The organism is Simplicispira piscis (genome assembly GCF_054783455.1).
In genome coordinates, this window is sequence record NZ_BAAGQN010000028.1 from 10,648 (window position 1) to 34,972 (window position 24,325).

Consider the following 24,325-nt stretch of genomic DNA (forward strand, 5'->3'; position numbering starts at 1 on the left):
ACCATGCAACGGACTACCTCCACCTTTACCCGCCACATCTGGTACACGCTGGCTGTGCTGCTGGCCATGGTGGCGGCATTTGGGGGTTATGTCGTTTCCGAGAAAGCCATCGATGCGGCCAATGGGCAACGTCTGCGCTCGCTGCACCTGGCAGACGAAATGCGCCGCTCGACCGACGACCTCACCCGCCTGGCACGCATGGCCGTGATGACCGGCGATGGCTTGTACCAGCGCCACTACGAATCCTTGCTGGAGATTCGTGAGGGGCGCAAGCCAAGGCCCCCGCGCGACCGCGTGGTCTCCTTCGACGTGCCCTCCGATGTGGATTTGTCGGCACCGCCCGGCGTTGCGGTCGCCTTGCTGGATCTGATGCGCGATGCTGGCTTTACCGAGCAGGAATTTTCCCTGCTGGCCCAGGCCAAATCGCTCTCCGACCAACTGAGCCGCACCGAGCACGAAGCCATGCAGTTGCGACAGGACCAGGGCAGTAATGCCGAGGCCAGCCATGCGCGGGCCCGCGCCATGCTGCACGATGCGGCTTACATCTCGGCCAAGGCGGCCATCATGGCGCCGATTGAAGAATTCCACGCCCTGGTGATGGAGCGCTCCTTGGCCGCCGTGGCGCGGGCCGAGCGCAATGCCCTGGCCATGCGGTGGATCTTCATCGGTCTGGGCCTTGCACTGGCGTTCATGCTCTACCGTACCTCAAAGGCTCTGCGCAGCGTCATGGGTGGGTCGGTCGATGAGGTGCAGGCGCAGATCGCCCGCCTGGGCAAGGGTGATTTCAGCGGATCGCTGGTGCTGGCGCACAGTGCGAGCGGCAGCGTGATGGCGCGGCTGGCGCAATCGCAGGCGCAACTTCAGGCAATGGAGAGCGAGCGCATCCGCACACAATCTGAATTGGAGAGCAATGCAGCGCGCTTGAAAGAAGCCCAGCGGCTGGCCGTTCTGGGCCATTGGGAGCTGGATCTGGCAACCCGCCAGCTGGCGTGGTCGGATGAAACCTACGCGATTTTCGAGCTCGACCCCACGCAGCCGCCGTCTTATGAGGTTTTTCTCGGTGTCATTCATCCCGACGACCGCGACAGCGTCAGCAAAACGTATTCCGAATCCGTGCAGCGCCGGGAGCCCTACCACATCACCCATCGCCTGCTGATGCCTGATGGCCGGGTCAAGCATGTCCATGAGCGGGGCGAAACGCATTACAACGCAGCGGGCCAGCCTCTGCGTTCCCTTGGTACGGTGCAGGACGTTACCGTGAGCCTGCAAGGCAAACTGGCTCTGGAGCGTGCCAACCGGGACCTGCGCCTGCTGAGTGACTGCAACACAGCTTTGGTGCATGCCGAGGAGGAGCACAGCCTGCTGGCAGAAGTCTGCCGCCTGTGCGTGGAGCGGGGCGGTTATCTCATGGCATGGGTGGGTTATGCCGTGCACGATGCGGCGCACTCCGTGCAGGTGATGGCCCAATCGGGGGACCACGATGGCTATCTTCACAACCTGCCCGTCACCTGGGCCGATGAACCGCACGGCCGTGGGCCTGTGGGCACCGCCATTCGCACGGGCCTGCCGTGCGCCATCGATCACATCAAGAGCGATCCGCGCATGGCCCTGTGGCGCGAGCAGACGGACCAGCGCAGCATGCGCTCGTGTGCGGCCCTGCCGCTGGTCTGCAATGCCGGTGTCATCGGTTCGCTGGCACTGTATTCGGCGGAGGAGGACTGTTTTGATTCCGATGAACTGCGCCTGTTGATGGAGTTGGCCTCCGATCTGGCGTATGGCATTGCCACTTTACGCACCCGCAGCGAGCATGCCCAGACCAAGGCGCGATTGGAGTTCTTGTCCAACTTCGACCCACTGACCCATTTGCCCAACCGCCTGCTGCTGCGGGACCGCTTTGAGCATGCTGCGCGGGTGGCTCAGGGCAACCCGCGCCGGATTGGCATGCTGTACATTGATCTGGACCATTTCAAACAGATCAACGACAGCCTGGGCTATGCCGTGGGTGATCAGGTGATCGTGAAGGTGGTCGAGCGGCTGCAGCAGTGCGTTCCTGTTTCTGCCACTGTCAGCCGCATGAGCGGTGATGAGTTCGTGGTGCTGCTGGCGGGCCTCTTTGATGCCCCAGCCCTGGCAGGCGTAGGCAATGCGATCCGTGATGCGTTGACCGAACCGATTCAGATCAATGGCCGTCCGCTCAATGTTTCGTGCTCCGTGGGCATCGGCCTGTATCCGGCCGATGGCGATGATTTCGAAACCCTGCTCAAACACACCCATGCGGCCGTGGCCAGCGCCAAGGAAGCCGGTCGCAACGCCTGCCGTTTCTTCTCGCACGAAATGAACGACGGCATGTTGGAGCAGATTCACCTGACCGGCGGCCTGGCCAATGCCTTGCGCCAGGGCGAATTTTTGCTGCACTACCAGCCCCAGATCGATCTGGCCAGTGGCCGCATTGTTGGAGTGGAGGCGCTGGTGCGTTGGCTGCACCCCACCGATGGCCTGCTGCCGCCTGGCAAGTTCATTGGCCTGGCCGAGCGCAGTGGGCACATCGTGCCGTTGGGCGAGTGGGTTCTGCGCGAGGCCTGCCGCCAGGCCCGCCAATGGCAAGACCTGTTGCCCGAGCCGCCGGTGGTGAGCGTCAACCTTTCGGCCCTGCAATTCAAACGCGGCAACGTGCTGGAGATGGTGGCTGACGCCTTGGCCGTTTCGGGCCTGCAACCCGCCTGCCTGGAGCTGGAGCTCACCGAATCCATTTTGCTGCAGGACGTGGAATCGACCATTCATACGCTGCAGGGCCTCAAGGCGATGGGGGTGAAGCTGTCCATCGACGACTTTGGAACGGGCTATTCCAGCCTGTCGTATCTCAAGCGGCTGGCCGTCGATACCCTCAAGATTGACCAGACCTTTGTGCGCGACATGCTGATGGGCACTGATGGTGCCTCGATCGTGCGGGCCATCATCCAGTTGGGGCACAACCTGCAATTGACCGTGATCGCCGAGGGCGTAGAAACCGTGGCGGAGTGCGATTTCCTGGAAAAATCAGGGTGCGATCAGGTGCAAGGCTACCTGTTCAGCCGCCCGGTGCCCGCCGACCAGATGGGGCGCCTGCTCCAGAGCGGAATCCAACGGCCCGGGGGCCCCATCCAGCCGGTGCACGATTTATAGGCACCCTCATTGATAGGGTCGCACCAGCCGAACGGGCAGGCGGCTGCTCTTGGCAATGTCGCCGCTGGCTTCGCCGGAGGACATGTCTACCGCCCAGCCATTGCGAAACGATCCCAGGTGGCTGGATGTGCCGCCCCCGCTGCCGTGCATCACACTGCCGTAGTTGTACGTGTTGATGCGGCCCGTGTGCACACGGGTGGAGCTGGACCAATGCCAGGTGCCGGGCGCTGCAGGAAACAGCGCCAAGTCCACCCCCGCGGGTACAGCCCTTTTATTCACCAGATGGCGCAATTCATTGGCGCGGGGCAGGCGCCACGCAACGCCTTCGGCCTTGCTGCGGGCGGCGGCTGTGGCCATGGCCTCGGCCCGGTCGAACAGCAAGGGCAGGCCTTCGCAGGTCTTGCCGTTCCAGTGCGTGCCTTCAACACAGCGTGCCCAGGCCACTTTGGAGCGCTTGTCGATCACCAGGGTGCCGTCTTCTGAGAGCTGCATGCGCGCCGGGGCGGGCGCCGCGGTGACTGATGCTGCTGCCTGTTCTTGAGCCAAGGCGGCCGAAGCGAAGCCGAGGGCTGCCAGGCAGGCAAGCCATGTGTGGCAGGTCGGTCGGATGAATTTCATGGCGGTGCTCCAGCAAGTAGGGGGTGCGCCGCGCAAGGACGGCGATCCTGTTGTTCTGTGGACCGATGGTACCGGCGCGGCACGCTGTTGCAAGCCTGGTGGAAAGCCAGGGCGGTTGTGCCAGGCGCTCGTACTGCGCTTTTGCCGCATGTGGAGCGGTGGCATCACCGATCAAAATCCGAATGCACTGGCGCTGATTGGTTCACCATCATGGATCAAGTGCTCGGTATGCCGGTCCTGTCCCTGCAGGCACTCAGGGGTGTTCGCCTTCACCGGGTGCCACGGCTGCGTGTTGCGCGGTGCGCCAGTGTTTGGGTAGAAAGTCATAGAGCGGAGTGGGGTCGCGCCCGAACAAAGGCGATCTGGCGGGCGATGTGCTCGGCAGCAAGGTGCCGTCTGGCCCAGTCTCCATCATTGCCAATTGTTGCATCCAGGCAATATCGATCCCTCCCTGGGGGCCGGGGCGTGAAGAGATCAGCTCCAGCATGTGCCGGGCTTCCCGGCTGCCATGGGCGGCCGCCAGTTGGTACAGGCGCATGGCTTCCGTAAAGTTGGCGGGGACTCCTTCACCCCGGTGGTACCTGCGGGCTTGCAGCCACCATGCGCTGGCCGTTTGGCTTCCTGCTCCGGGTGGTTTCTTGGCTAACTTTATGCGCTCGGTCAGCAGGCGTGCGTTGTTTGCGGCAGCGTCCGACTGTCGTGCGGCCGCCTGGAATTGCCGCAATGCCAGATCGAATCGCCCTGTTGCCAGGTTTTCAAGTCCCAGTTCGTTGAGTGCGTTGCTGTCGCCGGCCTGGGCTGCGCGCAGCAGCAAGTCGCGGAACCTGATGGGGGCGTTGGGCGGTGTCTGGTGCAGGGGGCCGGGCTGTGCAATCTCCAGCGCTGCGAGCTGAGTATTCAGGGCCCATTCCAGGTAAAGCGCACGGCCGGGCGCCACTTTGCGCAACCGGTCGATCCAGGTGCGCGCCAGTTCGGGGTTGGGTGTGCCACCGCAGCCGTCCATCTGGCACCAGGCCAGACCAGCGGCGGCCAGAGGGTTGCCCAGAAGGTAGGCGCGTTCAAACCAGTGCTGTGCCTGCACTGGATCGAACGGCATGGCTTTGCCGTGCAGGGCAAGCAAGCCTAATAGCCAAGCGGCTTCTTTCGGTGAAGGCTCACTTGCTATGTCGGCCGGTGGCCTGCCTTTGCGACCTGGCGGCACTGGGGTGCTTTGGGCGGTGGAGCGCAGCTTTTCCATGGCTTTTTCCTGCGCCGAATCGTCTGAGACCGGCATTGAGGGGGGAGAACGCGCTCAGCAGGGAGCGGTCAACCGGCGGGTTCACCTGTGTGATCTGCGAGCGAACCTGGGCATGCGCTGTGCCCACGGTGAAGGCCAATGCCCCGCTGCACCACACAAGGGCGTGTGCAACTGGCGCATGGCCTGCGCAAAGATGTCGGCACTGGGCCAGTTGGAGTTGCTGCCCTGCTGGCCCTATTCCAGTCGCGTCATCACCCCGGCGCTCGTGCGCTGTCAACAGCGGGTTGCGCGGGACGGCAATGTAGCGTGCCGCCGCCTGCAGCAGGCCGAGCTTGCGGTCAGTGGCCCCCAGCAGCATCACCTCGCCATCGCTTGTCATGCTGCCGCCGTCAAAACAGCCCTCTACAACGCATCTGCCCAGTTTGCCAAATTCAATCATGTGCGGCTCCTCTTCTTCGGTACAGTTTGGCTTGGCGGTCCTGTGTTGTGGTTGGCGTCATTCCATTTCCAAATCACCCGTGTCGTTGTTGCTTTGCCTTGCCGTGCTGCAGCACTGATCGTAGGCTTCGTGCCTAGACACGAATGATTTGGAAATGGAATCAGATGCCAATGACAACGCGCTTTCGGGCAGGGTCACCGACGCATTTGCGTGAAATATTCGGGTCAGGCGGGCGGCCCCCGATGTTCTCGCCGCGCATCAGTGCATCCTCCTCCAGGCTGGGTGCGTTCACCAGAGAGAGAAACGTCCGACGTTCGGCTGGCGCCATCCTCGCGCGCTGCGAAGCGGTGCAGACATCAACGTTCGACCTGGGTCAATTGATCGCGCCAAAACACCGGCATCAAGTCATACAAAGGGGTCGGCTCGCGGTGCAGCAGATGCGTGGTACCAAGCACCCCCATCGTTGGAATGGTCGTGGCGAGGTCGACCTGGGCAAGTTGCTGCATCCAGCCCGGGTCGATACTGCCACCGGGCGCGGGCCTGGAATAAATCAGGGCCAGCATGCGCCGCGCCTCCACACTGCCGCGCTGGTCGGCCAGCCGATAAAAGCGAATCGCCTCTGTGAAATTCGACGGGACGCCCTGGCCCCGGTGGTATTTGCGCGCAGTCGTCAGCGCCTCTGCGGCGCTCGCGGTAAGCGGCGACTTCTGTGGCGCCGTGATCGGGCTGTTGCCGCGTGCGGCCAACTGCTGCAGGTTTTTTTGTGCGGCCTGCGACTGGGGGCCGGCGCGGCGAAAGTACTGCTCGGCCTGCTCAAAGCGCTCGTTGGTGACGGCGTCCATACCCAGCTCAATGTTGGCGTGCATGTCGCCGGCCGCAGCGGCTTTCTCGAGCAACGGGCGGTTGGGCAACTCCAGCACCTGATCCTGATTCATTCCTGGCTTGGCCACCTGCAGCGGCGTCTGGCGCATGGCCAGCACCCATTGCAGGAAGTCGGCGCGCGCGCGGTGGCGCGGGCGCAACTGATCGATGGCACGCGCAGCGGCCATGGGGTCGGGAGGCCCCGTGCAGCCGTCGAGGTAGCACCAGGCCAACCCGGCGTAGGCCCAGGGCTCACGCCCGAAACGCGCCGCCTGCTCGAACCAGCGCTGCGCCAGCGCCGTGTCGCGCCGAACACCCGCGCCGTGCAGGTATATCAAGCCCAGCGTCCAGGCGGCCTGGGCCGACTGCGTGGTGCTGCCGATCGTGCGTGGCGCCTCTGCGGTACGCAGCAGGCGCCGCAACTCACGATCGACCGCCTGCGCCTGCTGCGTGTCGTGCGTGGTGAGCGAGTCTTTCGTGACTGGCGGGGCAACGATGCTTGGCTGATCGTCGAGTGGCCTGGGGTCGATGCTCGGCATCGTCGCCGGTGCCGATTCAATGTACGGCACTGTGGCAGGCTCTGCATCAATGTGCTCCTGCTTGGGCGAGGGCATTTGCACCTGGGCAATGACGGTGGCTCGCGTACGTGCGCTGGCGCCTGCGCTCGGCCCGGTGGCGGCCAGCACTACCAGTACCAAGGACGCAAGTCTCGTGATGCGGGTGCAGGGTTTCATAGGAGGTCTGGCTTCCTGGTGATACGGCTCAGTCGGCTGCGTGATTCAATGCCACGGGGCGAACGGTGCCGAACCCGTGGCTGCTGTCACGCCATTACGTTGCAGGTCGCCGTTGAGGCAACGCCGGGGCAGGTGGTGACGGTGGTGGCGGTGGGCGGCGTGGCTGCACGATCCATTGGATCGATTGCGAGGTCAGGCCGTTTTTCCCAGTCACTGCGGTAAAACGTTCCAACACTCCTTGCGCTCCCTGCACACCGCTCATCAGGGTCAGCGCGGGCACTTGCATCTCGGTGGGTAGCTTGGGCGCGACGTCTTCTTGCGTGGCGACGCAGATCACGCCTTCGGTTCCAGGGCTGCCCGCCTCAAGGATGAAGCCGGGGTTGGGCGCCATCCAGTCCGGGATACGGATGGCCTGGTTGGCTGACACCAGCGAATTGGGTTGCAGCCCGTTGGGTAGCAATCGCATCACCCACCCGGCGCTGTCGGCGTAGTAGCAGTACAGGTGCGAGGCGTGCGAGACCGTGGTCGACAGGAAGATTTGCTCGCCTGATGTGAATGCAGGAAGCTCGCCGGCCGGCTGCGGATTCTCGATCTGTAAGTTGATCGTCCAGGGTTGGGCAGTGGCCAGCCCAAGCGTAGTCGCGGTGGTGCCGTCGGCAGCCGCAACTGTCTCGCGTCCGCTGCTGTTCCAGCCGATGCGGGTGAGCGAGCCGTCCTCAGCCAACGCGACGAAGTGATTCAACGCCGCCTCGTAGGTCGGAAAGTCGATGGTGCCACTCACCGTCAAACCCCGGTCGGCCTGAAACCTGGCCAGCGCACGACGCATGATGGGGTGGTTGTTCGAGAGGGTTTCCGATTCGCGCGGCAGATAGCCCTGGCTGGTCAGCGAGGCCTTGACCAGATTGAATTGCCCGTCGGGACCACTTTCGTTGTACCACTCGTGCATTACCCGCTGAAAGTGCGGATGCGCCTGATCCAGCGTCAGGCATTGCCAATAGGGCACGCGGGCCCACTTTCCAACGACTTCAATCATCGCCAGATCGACGAGCGTGCGCATTGCGGCGCCAGTGCCAATGGCATAGTCGCGCCCGACGTTGAACTTCACCCCGTAGGTGCCGATGCGCCCCCCCACGTCAAGTCCCTCGCCGCCGCCGCCGGTCACTACCTCGTTGGCCGAATCGATGCCGGGAATGAGGGTGCGCGTGCGAAAGTCGCCCAAGTGAACCTCGAGACCGATGATCGTGGCGCTGCGCGATCGGCTGTAGCCAAGGTCAACGCGCGCGCCCGAGACGCCCGCGTCCATGCTGTTGTTGGTGACGCTCTGGTCGACAAAGGCAATCGCACCCGACACATACAGCGCGGGGCGCTGCAACTGCATCTGGTTGTTGTTGAGCAGGATCGTCGTGAGGTTCTGCACCGTGTCCTGGCGCGCGATATCAACCTCGAAGTCGACGAAGCGGAAGGCATTGCTCAAGCGCGACATCTGCGACAGGGAGGTGGTGATCATCTCCTTGGTCGCTACGGGCACCTTGCCAGAGAAATCGATGAATTGCTTGCTGGTGATCAGCGTGGTGGGCAGTTGCGCCTCACGCAGCATGCGGTCCATGCAGACCAGCGATTCGGAAAAACTGGAGACGGATCGCACCGGGCGCACCACCGGACGGTCGGCCACCGAGGCGTGCCGCTGGTATTCGGCGTCCTTGCGCGCGTCCAGGGGCGTCGCACAGCCCGCCAGCAGGGCGGCAGTGGCCAGGGTGGCCGCCAGCCAGTGGCGAGTCCCATGCGCTGGGCGACGCTCTGAACCCGGGGTTGCACTGCGTTTGGTCATGACCTTCCCCTTGTGTCGATCTTGTTGTGTTGCTGCTTAGGGCAATGCTGAACAAGTCCCTCACGCGCTGCGCATCCGTACCTCGGGCGGTCTGCGGCGTTGCAAATCCTCGCCATAGCTGCGGCTATGGATGCGGTTTGCGCCTTGCATCCCATCCCGATGCACGGCGCGCATCATCGCGGTGACTTATTCAGCATCGCCTTAGGCAACGCCGTTCGGAATCTAGTTAAACGCAGCCCTCAAAACAACCGACAAGAACCTTGATAAGGATTGTGGGTTGTGGGCTTTCACGTGCAGGTCAATTGCAGATGTTGACCAGGTCACCGCGGATCACGACCACCTGGTCTTGGCCCATGGTGGCACCCGCACCGGGCGCACTGGGCTGCACCGTCTGCACGCAGGTGACGCCGCCCAGGCTGTTGGTCTGCACACTCGACACCACGTCTTTCTCGGTCTTGATGCCGTCGGTATTCGCCGAGAACGACTTGGCGACGTAGTGCGCGATCTTGGCCTTGGCGTCGTCCGGCATGCCGGTTTTGTAAACGATGCCACTCGATAAAGACCGCGGGGCCGTTGGCATTTGCAGGTAGCTGACTTTGCCGTTGATGTGCACAGGATCTTCACCCGGTGCCGCCAGGGCGCAAGTGGTTGCGCCGGCCAGCATGACCACGATGAGCTTGCCCATCGCGCTTGCGGATTTGCGTTTCATGGTGGTTCTCCTAGTGTTCGCCAGTTGGCAAATGGGCCTTGGCCGATTTCAGCCGACCAAGGCCTGTGGCAGCGCATCAGAGGCTGTTCCTGCCCCAGCCGCAGTAGCCGGTAGGGCAGTCAGGCAGTTTGAAGTTAGGCGGATCGCAGGCGTCGTTGGACGACAGGTTTTGCACCGCGAGGCTCCTGACGCCGTTGGCCTTGTTCATCACGATGCCGCTGACGTGCGTGAACTGACTGGAAGTCCCGGAGATCGTCACGTCGCCAAAATTGGACGACAGATTCTGGAAGGCCTGAGCGTACCTGCCCGTGGCTTCGTTGCTGATGGTGCCACCGAGGCCGGTGACGGTTTGGTCAGATTGGCCCCCACTCTTGATCTTCACACCATCGTAGTTGCTGGCCAGGTTTTGCACTGCGGTCGTGTCAGCGCCATTGGCGAAGTTGGTGACGGTGGTCCCCAGCAGACCGACCGCCTGATGACTCTTGCCATCAATCGCTACGGTACCGATGTTGGTGGCCAGCGACTGAATCGCGACGGCTCCCGCACCCATGGCCTTGTTGTCCACGGCACCGCCGACGACAGTGGTGCTTTGGGTGCTCTCACCAGCGATCGTTACGTTGCCTACGTTGCTGGACAGGCTTTGCACGGCCAGGGCAGCGTCCTTGCAGTCCACACCATTGCATCCGCCAACCGATCCGGCGCCGGCGGCTGTGTTTGTCACAGAGCCGCTGATGTTGGCCTCCTGTTTGGACGACCCGCCTTTCTTGACCTCGACCTTGCCCACGTTGGACGCAAGGCTTTGAACCGCGACGTCCCCAGGGTTCGTGGCCGTGTTCATGACCCTACCGCCGTAGTTCACTTCGGTAGTCTGTTCCGAACGGCCCGCGATGGTGATGTCGCCCTTGTTGCTCGACAGGTTCTGGACGGCAGTGGCGTAGGCGTTGGCTGTGTTGGACACAGTCGCACCTCTGTCGACGCCGGTGTGCTGGATCGACGTTCCGCTGATTTCGATCTTGGCCGCCGCGAGGGAAGCGGGGTCAGCCAAGGCTGCCGCAGATGCGAGAGCGGTGAGGGTGAACAGAGCAAGCTTTTTCATGACAGTTCCTTCGAGATTGCACAGCTACACAGGCTGCATTGACAGGGAATCTGCGTTGCAGCCGCCTGACAGTGTCGAATCGTGGGCTGATCCCTGTTGGGGGAGCCGCGCGTTTCAGCGCTGTCTGGTTTCAGTGTGTGTGGTGTGCCAAATTGCGCCAATCCACCAAACGGGTTAGCGCATGCGATAGATCTGCGTGCGGTGTAGCTGATGGAGTGCCTCTGTTGCTGAGCCAGTGCAGGGGTCAAAAAGCGTTTTGGCAGGTACGAATGTTCGGTAGTAACGACCTGCAACAAACGCAACGGCATCTGTGTTCTTCACTATTTCGTCTCATTATTTGTTGCAATGTGTTCTGAGAGGTTTTCGACTTGCAACGTCAAAGCAAAACCGGCTTGAATAGGGACATTTCTTCCCGCATTTGCAGCCCATCGCCTGGTCATGCGGCCTAAAAATGGCGAGAAGTCAACCCTGTCGTGGTTTTGTTGGCTGTGGTTTCTCAATTCGACAACCCCTTTGCGCCCATTTGGGCCATTATTGGTTCCAGCAATGGTCAGGCATGCGGCGAATTACATGGCAAGAGGCGTGGCTTTTGTTGCAGCAACGTATGTGGCTGTATTGGTGGACGCCGCCGACGTCGTATGAGTGTGCTGACCGGCCGTTTTAAGGAGTTGTTGTCGTGAACCTTAGTTTGCAAACCAGCGCCAATCCGCCCGTCCCTTGCCCGCCCGAGGTGGCACACATGGGGCCTTTTTCCACGTTCAACAACGCCCCATCGGTGTGGCCTGACTTCATGATGGGCCAAGAAGCCAAGCCGGTGCGGGTGCTGCTCGTTGACGACGATGAACACATCCGACGGGTGATTGCGCAAGAACTCATGGGCGACTCGCGCACCTTGTTGGTGGCACAGGCATCCAGTGTGCGTGAAGGGCGCAAGGCGATCAAACAGCATGAATTCGACGTGCTGCTGGTTGACCTGAACCTCGGAGATGGTCAGGGTTTCGAATTGCTGGAATCGTTGCGGTTCGTGCGCCCACAGGCCCAGGCTGTAGTGATTTCGGTGATGGAAAGCGATGAGCAGGTGCTGCGTGCGTTTGAGCTCGGTGCAGCAGGCTATTTGGGCAAGAACTGCTGGTTCGGCAACTACTTGCAGGCAGTTTTGCAAGTGGCCAATGGCGGTGCGTCGATCACCCCCAATTTGGCACGGCGGCTGCTGCACCGCTTTGATCACGCCCACGCCGCAGAGTCCATGAAACGTGAGCCTGATGTGGCGGAGCATTTGTCTGTGCGCGAGAAGGAAATCCTGCGCATGGTGGCCAATGGCTTCACCAGTGCCGAGATTGCTTCCCGACTCTTGATCAGTCCGATGACTGTCAACACGCACATCCGCAACATTTACCGCAAGCTGCAGGTACGAACGCGCGCGCAGGCCGTTCGTTTCGCATCGCTGTGGGGCTTGTTGTAGCGTGTTGGGCGCGCGCTGGCAGTGTGTCTGGTGAAAGGTTGACCGCCATGTTCCTAAGTCGCAATCGCCGCCAAGCGATGTATTGCACGGCGATCTGGTGCGTACAACTGTTCTTGATTGTTCTCGCCATCTACCTGCTATTGCGGGAGCGTGCCCACTACATGTTGGCGCTGCAAGCGGCATTGCTTGCGACGGTGTTGTTTCGAGGTCCGGTGATCTGGCAAAGATTTGAGGGCGCTTTGTCCCGGAACCGCCGCAGCAGCAAGCGGGCCAGCCCAGAGGTGATGGCCGAACGCCACCGCATTGCACGGGACCTGCATGACGGTATTGGCTTGCAACTGGTGGCCGCGATGGCCATGCTCGATGCACGCAATCCGAAAGAGTTTCGTATTTTGCAGGAGCTGGAACTGTGCATGCTGGGCCTGCGCATGGCCGTAGACGCGATGGCCATGTCCAACGAGCCGCTCATCGTACGCCTGGCCGGGCTGCGCCATCGTATCGAACCTTTGCTGGAGTGCCGGGGCGTCAGGCTCGAGTGGAATGTCCAGTCGCCCGATGATGTGTCGTTGCCCGAGGGCCCCAAAGCGTCCGAGATTATTTTCATCATGCAGGAGGCACTCGGTAACGTCGTGCACCATGCACAGGCCACGCAGGTCCAGGTGACGATGATGCACGAGCCGAATCGGGGGATATGGTGCTTTGAAGTGTGCGACAACGGCGTTGGATTGCCCGCAGGCCTGGATGCCGTCGATAGTGGACATGGCCAGGGCATGAAAGCCATGCGCCATAGGGCAAAACAGGCAGGGCTGCACCTTGCGCTGGAAACCCCTGAAGGCGGCGGTACGCGGGTACGCCTGGAGGCGCGTGGCTATTGGCAGTCTGACGCGAGGGAGATGTTCTTCAGTTGATCGCCTTGCCGTGCTACAGCACTGTCTGCGGCTTCGCGCCTCGACACGAATGATTTGGAGACAGAGTACCGCCGGTTTTGCAGCTATGGCACACTCGCGCGCTTCGTGTTTTGAAACCTCAGCAGCCCATGCAGCAGATCATCCGGCAACTGGCCGCAGAAATCAAAATCAAGGAACAGCAGGTGGTCGCCGCCGTCGAACTGCTGGACGGCGGAGCGACGGTGCCCTTTATTGCCCGTTACCGCAAGGAAGTCACCAACGGGTTGGACGATATCCAGCTGCGTGAGCTGGAAGCCCGCCTGTCCTACCTGCGCGAGTTGCAGGATCGCCGCGTTACCGTACTCAAGAGCATTGACGAGCAGGGCAAGCTGACCGACCCGCTCCGCGCCGCCATTGCTGCTGCGCCGACCAAGCAGGAATTGGAAGACATTTACCTGCCGTTCAAGCAAAAGCGCCGTACCAAGGGCCAGATCGCCAAGGAATTTGGCATTGAGCCGCTGGCCGACAGGCTTTTTGCTGATCCCTCGCTCGACCCGGCCGTGGAGGCGGCCGCGTTTACCAAGCCCCCTGAAGTGCTGGACGATGGCAAGCCGGGCGCGGACTTTTCGACGGTGCCCGCCGTGCTCGATGGCGTGCGTGACATCCTTTCAGAGCGCTGGGCCGAAGACCCGGCGCTGGTGCAAAGCCTGCGCGAATGGCTCTGGGCTGAAGGCCTGCTGGCAGCGAAAAAAGTGGAAGGCAAGAACGAGAACGACCCTGAGGTTTCCAAGTTTCGAGACTACTTCGACTACGACGAGCCGATTGGCCGGGTGCCTTCGCACCGTGCGCTGGCGGTCTTTCGGGGCCGGGCGCTGGAGATGCTGGAAGCCAAGCTGGTGCAGCCCGAGCCGCAGGCGCATCCCACATCCCCGCCCGACCCGCGCAAACCGAGCCTGGCCGAAGGAAAAATTGCCCTGCACCTGGGTTGGAGCCATGCGGGGCGCCCTGCCGACGACCTGCTGCGCAAGTGCGTGGCCTGGACCTGGCGCGTCAAGCTGAGCCTTTCGACCGAGCGCGACCTGTTTGCACGCCTGCGCGACGAGGCTGAGAAGGTGGCGATCAAGGTGTTTGCCGACAACCTGCGCGACCTGCTGCTGGCAGCTCCCGCGGGACCGCGTGTGGTGATGGGGCTGGACCCGGGCATTCGCACTGGCGTGAAGGTGGCCGTGGTGGACGCCACGGGCAAGCTCGTGGAAACCGCGACCGTCTACCCCCACGAGCCGCGCCGCGACTGGGAAGGCTCGCTGCACACCCTGGCCAAGCTGGCCGAAAAGCACGGCGTGAACCTGATTGCGATTGGCAACGGCACGGCCAGCCGCGAGACCGACAAGCTGGCGGCCGAGTTGATTAAATTAATGGAAAAAGTGCCTGTAACGCAGACAGGTAAAGCGCGAGCAGCTATCGAAAAAGTAGTAGTCAGCGAGGCCGGTGCCTCCGTCTACAGCGCCAGCGAATACGCATCGCAAGAGATGCCTGATGTGGACGTGAGCCTGCGCGGCGCGGCCAGCATTGCGCGGCGCCTGCAGGACCCGCTGGCCGAGCTGGTCAAGATCGACCCCAAGAGCATTGGCGTGGGCCAGTACCAGCATGATGTGAACCAGAGCGAGCTGGCCCGTACGTTGGGCACGGTGGTGGAGGATTGCGTGAACTCGGTAGGTGTGGACCTGAACACGGCCAGCGTGCCGCTGCTCAGCCGCGTGTCGGGCCTGTCCGCCAGTGTGGCCAAGGCCGTGGTGCGCTGGCGCGAGGCCAATGGTGCGTTCAAGACCCGCAAGCAGCTCCTGGAGGTGAGCGGCCTGGGCGCAAAAACGTTTGAGCAAAGTGCGGGCTTCCTGCGCATTCGGGGTGGCGACAATCCGCTGGATATGACCGGCGTGCACCCGGAGACCTATTCCGTGGTGGAGCAGATCATGCAGACGACGGGCAAGCCTGTGGCCGAGATCATGGGCCGCGCGGATATGCTCAAAACCTTGAAGCCCGAGCTGTTTGCCAATGAGAAGTTTGGCGTCATTACCGCCCGGGATATCCTGGCCGAGTTGGAAAAACCCGGCCGAGACCCGCGCCCCGACTTCAAGGTGGCGCGCTTCAATGACGGTGTGGAAGACATCAAGGATTTGAAGGAAGGCATGATTCTGGAAGGCACGGTGAGCAACGTGGCCCAGTTCGGCGCCTTCATCGACCTGGGTGTGCACCAGGACGGCCTGGTGCATGTGAGCCAGCTGGCGCACAAGTTTGTGACCGACGCACGCGAAGTGGTCAAGACCGGCGACATCGTCAAGGTTAAGGTGATGGAGGTGGATGTCGAGCGCAAACGCATCGGCCTGTCGATGAAGCTGGGCGAGGCACCGCCGCGCCAAAGTGGTGACCGGGGCGCTCCACGCGAGAACCGGTATGAAGGGGCAGGGCGCGGCTACCAGCAGCCGCAGCGCCGGGCGCCCGAATCGGTGCAGCAGTCGGCCATGGCATCGGCCTTTGCGAAGTTGCAACAGGCGAAAAAACAGTAAGCGGCGCAGGGTACATAATCCATTTCAATCCCACCATCCATCTCAGTTCCACTACAGCGCTGACCCCATGGATTTGAATGCTCTGCTGGCCTTGCCCGCTGTCCTGCCCAGCTTGCCGCGCACCGTGGCATTGCTCATGAATGAGTTGGCCCATGAGGAGCCCAACCTGCGGCGTGTGAACCAGCTGTTTGGCACCGACCCGGCGCTGTCAGCCCGCTTGCTGGAAATGGCCAACTCCGATGCGTTCCAGGGCTCGCGCCAGGTGGCGGGCATTCCGGAGGCGCTGGCGCTGCTGGGTACGCAGCACCTGCGCACGCTGGTGAGTTCGGCTCCGCTGGGCATGACATCGCGGTCGGTGCCAGGCATCAATCTGCAGCAGTTCTGGCGCTACAGCCTGCACACGGCCAAGATCGCCCGCTCGTTGGCAGGCAGCGTGCACCAGAACCAGATTGCCGCCTACACGGCAGGCCTGTTGCATGGTCTGGGCGAACTGCTGATCCACCTGTCTGATCCCGAGCGCGTGCAGTCGCTCAACACCCTGGTGCCGCCGCTCGACCTGCGCCGGGGCAAGATCGAGACGCGCATCTTTGGCTACTGCTACAGCCGCGTCACCGCAGCCCTGGCGCGACGCTGGCAACTGCCCGAGGTGGTGGTGGATGCCCTCAACTACCAACATGCACCGTTTGAAAATGATACCTACGAGCCTCTGGCGGGGGTGATCCACCTGGCGGTCTGGCGTGTGCGTGTGCATGAATTGGGCCTGGACGAAAGGGAGCGTGTGGTGTCTTTCCCCGATGAAGTTGGGTTGGCCCTGGGGCTGGACATTGATATGGTCCTGCGCCAGGACCCCATCGACTGGAGTCCGCGCCCAGAAGCCGGTGCCGAGGCGGCGGACTATCTGGTCTGATCACGGACCATGGCTGTGCGCCAGCCTGCTTCCCGCAGCATGAAAGCTTTGTGTATCTACGCAGGCCCCAGCGCACTGCGGCACCTGCGTGCACAAGGCCTGCGTCCGCAGGATGTGCACACCATTTCCGCCGCAGCTGGGGGACCCAAAGGCCTGATTCTGGGGCCGATCGACCGGTTCATCTTTGGCGACTGGTTGCCCCCATCCCAGCAAGTGGTGCACCTGGTGGGTGCGTCCATCGGCGCCTGGCGCATGGCCACGGCCTGCCTGCCGGACAGCCCAGCCGCTTTTGCGCGGCTGGAGCACGACTATATTCACCAACATTACGAACCGCCGCCCGGGCGCAAGCGACCCACGCCGCAGCATGTGAGCGAACGCTTCGGCCAGACCCTGCAGGCCTTTTATGGCGAGCAGGTGGTAGACCTGCTCGCGCACCCGCGCTATCGGCTACACATCGTGGCATCACGGGGCCGCCATGTGCTGGGCCGTGAACGCCCCGTGCTCACCCCACTGGGGTATCTGGGCGCTTTCCTGAGCAACGCTGTACATCGCAAGACCCTGGGTGCCTGGCTGGAGCGCGTGGTGTTTTCCTCGCCAGACCGTGAGCAGCCGGGCAGCGGCTGTGCGCTGCTGCCTTTTGAAACGCACGACTACCGCACGCGCCAGGTGCTGCTGACGCAAACCAACTTATTGCCCGCCTTGCAAGCCAGCTGCTCCATCCCCTTTGTGCTGCAGGCCGTGCAGCACATTCCGGGGGCGCCGCCCGGGGCCTACTGGGATGGTGGCATCACCGACTACCACCTGCATCTGCAGTACGGTAGCGCCTTAAATGCTATTAATAATATAGCTGTTGGCGCTTGTCCAGTAAGCGCTGGAGGCCAAAAACAATCAAAATCTGCAGACTTGGTGCTGTACCCGCATTTCCAGCCGCAGGTGGTGCCCGGCTGGTTCGACAAGTCGCTGAGGTGGCGCCACAAGGCGACTGCGGCGCTCGATTCCGTAGTGCTGCTGGCGCCCAACCCCGAATGGGTGCGCACGCTGCCCAACGGCAAACTGCCCGATCGCCAGGACTTTGTGCACTACGGCACCGACACTGCCGCCCGCGTGCGCGCCTGGCAGGCCGCGACATCGGCCAGCGGCCAGTTGGCCGAGGAATTTGCCCAGTGGCTGGAACGGCCTGACATGCGGGCCGTGCAGCCCTTGTGATTACATGGACGCGGTCAGCATGGCGCGGTACTCATCTGCCGTGGCAATGCGCGGATTGGTCTTGTGGCAGTGGTCGGCCAGTGCGCCCTTGATCACATCGTCGAACTGGCTCTCGGTTACGCCCATGGCGGCCAGGCCGGTGGGCAGGCCCAGGCGGGCGTTCATGTCACGGAGGGCCTCGGGAATATCGCTTGCGCTGGTCAGGCCCATGGCATGGGCCATGCGTTCGAGGCGCTTGTCTTTTTGAACCGACTGCGCCTCGGCGTTGAAGCGCACCACAGCAGGCAGGAACATGGCGTTGAGCGTGCCGTGGTGCAGGCGCGGGTTTACGCCGCCCAGGCTGTGGCTGAGCGAATGCACAGCGCCCAACCCCTTCTGGAAGGCCATGGCGCCCTGCATGCTGGCGCTCATCATGTTCAGGCGTGCCTCGAGGTCGGCGCCGTTGCGCGTCGCCCGTTCGATGTGCGCCCAGCCGCGTGTGAGGCCGTCCAGGGCAATGCCGTCGGCCGGGGGGTTGAAGGCGGCCGACATGAAGGTCTCCATGCAGTGTGCGATGGCGTCCATGCCGGTGGCTGCCGTGAGCAGGGGCGGTAGGCCCAGGGTGAGTTCGGGGTCGCAGATGGCGGCTTTGGGCAGCAGGTTCCACGAGTGAAAGCCCAGCTTGCGGTGGTCGTCCACGATGATGATGGCGCCGCGCGCCACTTCGCTACCGGTGCCGCTGGTGGTGGGTACGGCGATCAGGGGGGCTGCGCGGTCCGTGATGCGCGGTGACCCGCCTTCGATGGTGGCGTAGTGCGTGAGCGGGCCTTCGTGCGTGGCGGCGATGGCGATGCCTTTGGCACAGTCGATGGCAGAGCCGCCGCCCACTGCAATCAGGCCGTCGCAGCCCTGCGCCTTGTAAACCGCAGTGGCGGCGCGCACGGCGGCTTCGGTCGGGTTGGCGGGGGTCTGGTCAAAAACGGCTACCGGCAGGCCCTTCAGGGCATCCAGCGCTTTCTGCAATACGCCTGCCGCCTTCACGCCGGGGTCGGTGACGACGAGCGGGCGCGTAATGCCGGTGCGCTCGCATTCCTGCTTGAGGAGCCCGATGGCACCATTGTCGAACTGGATCTGGGTGAGGTAGTAGATGAGTGCCATGGTGGAATGGGGGTGTATGGGGCGGAAGATTGCTACTTGCGTTTACGATTGCTGCAAACACTTTAAACCCGGAGACAGACATGACCAAGTTGCCTCGCCTCGTTCCCCTTGCCCTGGCCGTCGCTTTTGTGACAAGCGCCCAGGCGGCTTGCCTGAGTGATGCGCAGGCTGCCGATTTGGTGGCGCATTACCTCTCGCGTCAGCCTGCGGCCAATATTGAAGGCCTCTCGGACGCCGACGGCGCCTGCACCCGTGCCAAGGTCAATGCCTTGTTGGAGCCTCGCCTGGGCAAGGTGGTGGGCTACAAGGCGGGTCTGACCAATCCGGCTGTGCAAAAGCGTTTCAACACCGACAAGCCGGTGTGGGGCAAGCTCTACGAAGGCATGGTGCTGGAAAACGGAGCCACGGTGGAGGCTGCCTTTGGTGCCCGCCCGTTGTACGAGGCGGACATGCTGGTGCGCGTCAAGAGCGCCGACATCAACCAGGCCAAGACCCCCATGGAGGTATTGCAGGCGATCGATCAGGTGATTCCGTTCATTGAGCTGCCCGACCTGGTGGTGCAGGCGCCACCCAAACTCAACGGTGCCGGCGTCAGCGCCATCAACGTGGGCGCCCGCTTGGGCGTGGCTGGAGCCCCTGTGGCTGTGCCGGTGCTGCGTGCGGAGCGCTATGCCATGCTGGATGCGCTGCGCGATATGCAGGTCAGCCTGCAGGACGCCAGTGGCGCACGGCTGGGCGGGGGCAAGGGCAGCGACATCCTGGAGCATCCGCTCAACGCTGTGGTCTGGCTGGCGGGTGCGCTGGCACAGGAGGGACTTGCCATGCAGCCGGGCGACCTCATCAGTTTGGGCTCTTTCTCGCCGCTGCTGCCTCCCAAGGCGGGCTTGTCGGTCACCGCAACCTTTAGCGGTCTTGCGGGCGCGGCACCTGTGCGCGTGAACTTCAAGTGACGGCTTGCGCCGGGGGCGCACTGTGAGCGATCTGCATATCCACCACAAACGCCTGACGGTGCCAATGCGCAGCGTGCTGCAGGGCATGCTGCGTGCTGGGCGCCCAGCGCTGCATACTTTGTCACCGAGCGCCGCGCGGGCTGCCTACGAGGCAGGGTCGGGCGTGCTGGAACTGGCCAGTGCCCAGCTTGCGCGGGTAGAGGACTTTCGCATTCCTGCCCGCGATGGCCATGCATTGGCTGCGCGCCTGTATGCGCCATCGGATGCAGCAGGCCTGCCTGTGCTGCTGTACCTGCATGGTGGTGGATTCACGATTGGCAGCATTGCGACGCACGATGTTCTGTGCCGCGAACTGGCCCGCCTGTCGGGCTGCATGGTGGTGTCTTTGGACTACCGGTTGGCACCAGAACACCGGTTCCCGGTGGCCAGCAACGATGCCTGGGACGCCCTGGCCTGGCTTGCCGCACACGCCGACACCCTGGGGGCAGACCCTGCCCGGCTGGCGGTGGGGGGGGACAGTGCAGGCGGCACGCTGGCTGCTGTGAATGCCATTTTGGCGCGCGACGCCGGTTTACCGCTGGCACTGCAGTTGCTGTTTTATCCGGGCTGTGCCGCGCACCAGGACACTCCGTCGCACGCTACGTATGCGCGCGGCCTGGTGCTGGAGGAACCGGCGATCAGCTGGTTCTTTGGCAACTATGTGAGCACGCGGGAGCAACGCGAGGACTGGCGTTTTGCGCCGTTGTTCGCCCCGGATGTTGATGGCGTGGCACCTGCCTGGGTGGGCCTGGCCGAATGTGATCCGTTGGTGGACGAAGGCGTTGAGTACGCCGACAAACTGCGTGCGGCGGGCGTGGCGGTGGATCTGGAGATCTACCGCGGCGTGACGCACGAATTCATCAAGATGGGCCGCGCCATCCCCGAAGCGCGCCAGGCCCATGCCGACGCGGCAGCTGCGCTGCGCCGGGCTTTCGAGAGAGATTGAGCACCATGCAACGCTATGAATTTCGCTGTTTCCATCGCCTGCGTGTACGCTGGGTCGAGGTTGATATGCAGAAGATTGTCTTCAACGCCCATTACCTGATGTACATCGACACGGCCATGATGGACTATTGGCGTGCCCTGGCCTTGCCGTACGAGGCCAGCATGGAGGTGCTGGGCGGCGAGATGTACGTGAAGAAGGCCACCGTCGAATACCACGCATCAGCCATTCTGGATGACACACTGGATGTCGCCCTGCGCTGCGCCCGCATGGGCAATTCATCGGTGTTGTTCCAGACGGGCATCTTCCGGGGTGACCAGCGCTTGATCGAGGGCGAACTGGTGTACGTGTTTGCAGACCCGGCCACCCAGACATCGCGCCCAGTGCCTGCAGCGCTGCGCAAACTGCTGACCGACTACGAGGCAGGTCACCCGGTGGTGACCGCGCAGGTGGGCACATGGAGCGCTCTAGGCAAGGATGCCGCACGGGTTCGGCAAGAAGTTTTCGTGCAAGAAATGGGTGTTGCCCTTGAAGAGGAGTCCGACGGACAGGATGCGACGGCAGTCCACGCCGTGCTGCACAACGCCTTGGACATGCCGGTGGCTGCGGGGCGATTGTTGCCGTCGGTGGCCGGCGTGGCACGCATTGAGCGGCTGGCGGTGGACCGGTCTTTGCGCGGCGCGGGGTGGGGCAGCATGCTGCTCGACGCTCTTGTGCAGGCCGCCCAGGAGCGTGGCGACAGCCGCGTTGCGCTGGATGCCCAAGCCAGCGCCCAGGCCTTTTACCAACGTGCCGGTTTTGCCGTGTGCGGCGCGCCCTTCATGGAGGCGGGGCTGCAGCTCGTTCCGATGGAACGGGCTCTGTCGTCACAGCTTGCGTAGGCGGGCGATGGCTTCGCGCAACGTTTCATCCTTTTTGGCAAAGCAAAAGCGCACCACGCGCTGGTCGAAGCCGTCACCGTAGAAGGCCGACAGAGGGATGGCGGCCACGCCGATCTCACGCGTGAGCCATTGGCAAAAATCCGCTTCGCCCAGGTCGCTCACGGCCGAAATGTCTACGCACTGGAAATAGCTGCCCGTGCTGGGCAGCAGGCGCAGGCGCGAGCCTTCCAGCCCTTGGCGGAAAAGGTCGCGCTTGGCCTGGTAGAAGGCGGGCAACTGCAGGTAGGGTGCAGGGTCCTGCAGGTAGCGGGCCAGCCCGTGCTGCATGGGCGTGTTGACCGTGAAGACGTTGAACTGGTGCACCTTGCGAAACTCGGCGGTGAGTGCTGCGGGGGCAGCCACCGTGCCGACTTTCCAGCCAGTAACATGGAAGGTCTTGCCAAAACTCGACACGATGAAGGCACGGGCTGCCAGGCCTGGAAAGCGCGCAGCGCTTTGGTGCTCGGCGCCATCAAACACCATGTGCTCGTACACCTCGTCGCTGATGAGAAAGAGGTCGGTCGGTGCCAGCAGGTCTTGCAGCGCCTGCATGTCCTGCGCGCTCCAGACGGTGGCGCTGGGGTTGTGCGGGCTGTTGATGATGAGCGCGCGCGTGCGCGGCGTGATGGCTGCACTGATGCGGGCAAAATCGGGGCGAAAGCTCCCTGGCGTTAGCGGCACGCGCACCACGGTGCCACCCGCCAGCGTGATGTTGGGCGCATAGCTGTCGTAGCAGGGGTCGAGCACGATCACTTCGTCGCCTGGATGCACGATGGCCAGAATGGCGGTCAGGATGGCTTGTGTAGCACCAGCTGTGATGGTTATTTCGGCATCAGGGCAATACTGGCGTGCGGTAGTGGCTTCAATTTTTGTAGCAACGGTCTTCCGCAATGCGGGGATACCCGGCATGGGAGGGTACTGGTTGTGCCCGGCGCGCATGGCCTGGTGAACCGCGTCGATGAGCGCCGGGTCGCAATCGAAATCTGGAAAACCCTGGCCCAGATTGACCGCGCCATGCTCGGCCGCCAGGGCCGACATGACGCTGAAGATGGTGGTGCCCACCTGGGGCAGGCGGCTGGTGATGGCAGGCGTGCGTTCGTTCATGGGGATGGTTTCCTGTCAATGGGCGTCGCTGCGCCCATCCGATGGCCGCCGAGCAGGCCGCGCCAGCGGACGCCGTGGAACGGGCCTTGCCCGGCCACGGGCGTCGTCCCCCTGGCGGGGGACGACGCGAAGCGGCACAGGGGGGAGTGTCATAACTCGTAATCGTTCACCTGGCCGCTCATGGCGCGGGCCACCAGATCGCGGCTCAGCCGGTCGCTGAGCAGCTCGGCAAACTTGTAAACAAAATTGCGCAGGTAGGCGCCACGCTTGAAGGCCACGCGCGCCACACTCTGACCAAAAAGGTGCCCCACAGGGCGCACCACCAGGTCTCCCAGCGGGTCGTCCTTCATGGCCATTTCGGCGACGATGCCCAGGCCCAGGCCCAGGCGCACGTAGGTCTTGATCACGTCGGAGTCGATGGCCTCCAGTGCGATCCGGGGCTGCAGGCGGCGGGCGGCAAAGGCGTGGTCGATCTTGCCGCGCCCCGTGAAGGACGGGTGGTAGGTGATGAGCGGTTCGTGCGCGATGTCGTCCAGGCCCAGGCGCTCTTTCTGGGCCAGGGGGTGGCCGGGCGGCATCACCAGCACATGCTGCCATTCGTAGCAGGGCAGGGTGACGAGTTCGGGATACTCGGCCAGCGATTCGGTTGCCATGCCGATCTCCGCCACTTCGTCGATCACCATGCGCGCCACCTGGTCTGGCGTGGTTTGGTGCAGGCTGATATTGACCTTGGGATAGGTTTCGCGCAACCGGGCCACGGGCACGGGCAGTACATAGCGCGCCTGGGTGTGGGTGGTGGCAATGCTCAGGGTGCCGCTGTCCTGGGCGCTGAACTGTTCTCCGATGCGTTTGAGGTTGCCGACCTCGCGCATGATGAGTTCGATGCTTTTGAGCACATGCTGGCCCGGCTCGGTAATGCGTTTGAGCCGCTTGCCATGGCGTGCAAAGATTTCGATGCCCAGTTCGCCCTCCAGCTCGATGATGGCCTTGGAGACCCCCGGCTGTGAGGTGTGCAGCGCCTTGGCAGCCTCGGTCAGGTTGAGGTTGCGGCGAGCGGCTTCCTGGACGAAGCGAAATTGGTGCAGATTCATATCTGAATACGGCTAAAAAGTCGCATCATTATGCTGCATTTATCTAACGATGGTCTCTTCGCCGCAGGCAATGGAAGCCATCAGCGCTGTCATGCGCGGGTCTTCGCCAATGGCAGTCTGGGTGTTGAAACGCACTTGTGGGTGGCGCACGCGCAAATCCTCCAGCAGCACAGGCAGGTCTTCGCGGGCATGCTTGCCGGTGCCCAGGAACATGGGAACGATGGTGATGGAATGGGTACCTATGTCGATCAGTTCCTGCACGGCCTGCCCTAGATCGGGGGTGGAAAGCTCCAGATAGGCACACCGCACTGGCATCTGCGGATTATGGGTCTGGATATAAGTTTGCACGGCCTCGATGGGCGCACGCCAAAGAGGGTCGCGCGAGCCGTGGGCAAACAGCACGATGCCGGTGAGAGGGAGTGTGGTCATGG

General features: G+C 62.9%; 19 protein-coding genes and 1 pseudogene. 9 read left to right on the forward strand and 11 right to left on the reverse strand.

The genetic code is table 11. The annotated features are described in order from the left end of the window. Positions 1 to 3: 3 nt before the first annotated feature. Positions 4 to 3,162, forward strand: a complete 3,159-nt coding sequence (locus ACYVOC_RS17435) for a bifunctional diguanylate cyclase/phosphodiesterase (RefSeq protein ID WP_461162611.1) — start codon at positions 4 to 6, stop codon at positions 3,160 to 3,162. A 6-nt stretch (positions 3,163 to 3,168) separates the two neighbouring features. Here ACYVOC_RS17435 and ACYVOC_RS17440 read toward each other — a convergent pair whose 3' ends face one another. From ACYVOC_RS17440 to ACYVOC_RS17470, 7 genes and pseudogenes are all read right to left on the reverse strand, one after another. Beyond that, complete coding sequence (locus ACYVOC_RS17440) at positions 3,169 to 3,780, reverse strand: Lcl C-terminal domain-containing protein (protein ID WP_461162612.1); 612 nt, start codon at positions 3,778 to 3,780, stop codon at positions 3,169 to 3,171. Positions 3,781 to 4,033: 253 nt separating this feature from the next. After that, complete coding sequence (locus ACYVOC_RS17445) at positions 4,034 to 5,053, reverse strand: SEL1-like repeat protein (protein WP_461162613.1); 1,020 nt, start codon at positions 5,051 to 5,053, stop codon at positions 4,034 to 4,036. 229 nt (positions 5,054 to 5,282) lie between these two features. Beyond that, positions 5,283 to 5,456 (reverse strand): annotated as a pseudogene (locus tag ACYVOC_RS17450) (IS1380 family transposase); the annotation flags it as partial. 356 nt (positions 5,457 to 5,812) lie between these two features. Continuing rightward, entirely contained in the window at positions 5,813 to 7,051 is a 1,239-nt protein-coding gene (locus ACYVOC_RS17455; protein WP_461162614.1) for a tetratricopeptide repeat protein, read from the reverse strand. Between the two features lie 94 nt (positions 7,052 to 7,145). Continuing rightward, positions 7,146 to 8,879 (reverse strand): DUF4384 domain-containing protein, encoded by a 1,734-nt coding sequence (locus ACYVOC_RS17460; RefSeq protein ID WP_461162615.1) that lies wholly within the window; start codon positions 8,877 to 8,879, stop codon positions 7,146 to 7,148. A gap of 298 nt (positions 8,880 to 9,177) precedes the next feature. Next, positions 9,178 to 9,588, reverse strand: a complete 411-nt coding sequence (locus tag ACYVOC_RS17465; protein WP_461162616.1) for a hypothetical protein — start codon at positions 9,586 to 9,588, stop codon at positions 9,178 to 9,180. Between the two features lie 76 nt (positions 9,589 to 9,664). Further along, positions 9,665 to 10,684, reverse strand: coding sequence for a hypothetical protein (locus tag ACYVOC_RS17470; RefSeq protein WP_461162617.1), 1,020 nt, complete (start codon positions 10,682 to 10,684; stop codon positions 9,665 to 9,667). A gap of 739 nt (positions 10,685 to 11,423) precedes the next feature. On the opposite strand from ACYVOC_RS17470, the gene ACYVOC_RS17475 reads away from it, so the two are divergent. From ACYVOC_RS17475 to ACYVOC_RS17495, 5 genes are all read left to right on the forward strand, one after another. Next, a complete protein-coding gene (locus ACYVOC_RS17475) occupies positions 11,424 to 12,146 on the forward strand; it encodes a LuxR C-terminal-related transcriptional regulator (RefSeq protein WP_461162646.1) in 723 nt (240 codons plus the stop codon). A gap of 47 nt (positions 12,147 to 12,193) precedes the next feature. Further along, positions 12,194 to 13,054 carry a sensor histidine kinase gene (locus tag ACYVOC_RS17480; protein ID WP_461162618.1) on the forward strand — a complete coding sequence of 287 codons (861 nt, stop codon included), beginning with the start codon at positions 12,194 to 12,196 and terminating at the stop codon, positions 13,052 to 13,054. 128 nt (positions 13,055 to 13,182) lie between these two features. After that, entirely contained in the window at positions 13,183 to 15,597 is a 2,415-nt protein-coding gene (locus ACYVOC_RS17485; protein WP_461162619.1) for a Tex family protein, read from the forward strand. A 67-nt stretch (positions 15,598 to 15,664) separates the two neighbouring features. Further along, positions 15,665 to 16,504, forward strand: a complete 840-nt coding sequence (locus ACYVOC_RS17490; RefSeq protein ID WP_461162620.1) for an HDOD domain-containing protein — start codon at positions 15,665 to 15,667, stop codon at positions 16,502 to 16,504. Positions 16,505 to 16,543: 39 nt separating this feature from the next. Further along, entirely contained in the window at positions 16,544 to 17,710 is a 1,167-nt protein-coding gene (locus ACYVOC_RS17495; protein WP_461162621.1) for a patatin-like phospholipase family protein, read from the forward strand. On the opposite strand, the gene ACYVOC_RS17500 is transcribed toward ACYVOC_RS17495, so the two are convergent. Then, positions 17,711 to 18,847: an iron-containing alcohol dehydrogenase gene (locus tag ACYVOC_RS17500; RefSeq protein ID WP_461162622.1), complete on the reverse strand. Its 1,137-nt coding sequence runs from the start codon at positions 18,845 to 18,847 to the stop codon at positions 17,711 to 17,713. It abuts the gene before it with no gap. Positions 18,848 to 18,927: 80 nt separating this feature from the next. On the opposite strand from ACYVOC_RS17500, the gene ACYVOC_RS17505 reads away from it, so the two are divergent. From ACYVOC_RS17505 to ACYVOC_RS17515, 3 genes are read left to right on the forward strand one after another with little or no spacing between them, the layout of a single operon-like run. Next, on the forward strand, positions 18,928 to 19,797 hold the full coding sequence (locus tag ACYVOC_RS17505) for a 2-keto-4-pentenoate hydratase (RefSeq protein WP_461162623.1): 870 nt from the start codon (positions 18,928 to 18,930) through the stop codon (positions 19,795 to 19,797). A 22-nt stretch (positions 19,798 to 19,819) separates the two neighbouring features. Further along, complete coding sequence (locus tag ACYVOC_RS17510; protein ID WP_461162624.1) at positions 19,820 to 20,782, forward strand: alpha/beta hydrolase; 963 nt, start codon at positions 19,820 to 19,822, stop codon at positions 20,780 to 20,782. 5 nt (positions 20,783 to 20,787) lie between these two features. Further along, entirely contained in the window at positions 20,788 to 21,660 is an 873-nt protein-coding gene (locus ACYVOC_RS17515) for a YbgC/FadM family acyl-CoA thioesterase (protein ID WP_461162625.1), read from the forward strand. On the opposite strand, the gene ACYVOC_RS17520 is transcribed toward ACYVOC_RS17515, so the two are convergent. From ACYVOC_RS17520 to ACYVOC_RS17530, 3 genes are all read right to left on the reverse strand, one after another. Continuing rightward, positions 21,646 to 22,803 (reverse strand): pyridoxal phosphate-dependent aminotransferase, encoded by a 1,158-nt coding sequence (locus ACYVOC_RS17520; protein WP_461162626.1) that lies wholly within the window; start codon positions 22,801 to 22,803, stop codon positions 21,646 to 21,648. The genes ACYVOC_RS17515 and ACYVOC_RS17520 overlap by 15 nt on opposite strands. A 149-nt stretch (positions 22,804 to 22,952) precedes the next feature. Further along, positions 22,953 to 23,894: a CysB family HTH-type transcriptional regulator gene (locus ACYVOC_RS17525; protein ID WP_116003827.1), complete on the reverse strand. Its 942-nt coding sequence runs from the start codon at positions 23,892 to 23,894 to the stop codon at positions 22,953 to 22,955. Positions 23,895 to 23,933: 39 nt separating this feature from the next. Beyond that, positions 23,934 to 24,323: a sirohydrochlorin chelatase gene (locus ACYVOC_RS17530; RefSeq protein ID WP_461162627.1), complete on the reverse strand. Its 390-nt coding sequence runs from the start codon at positions 24,321 to 24,323 to the stop codon at positions 23,934 to 23,936. Positions 24,324 to 24,325: the final 2 nt, after the last annotated feature.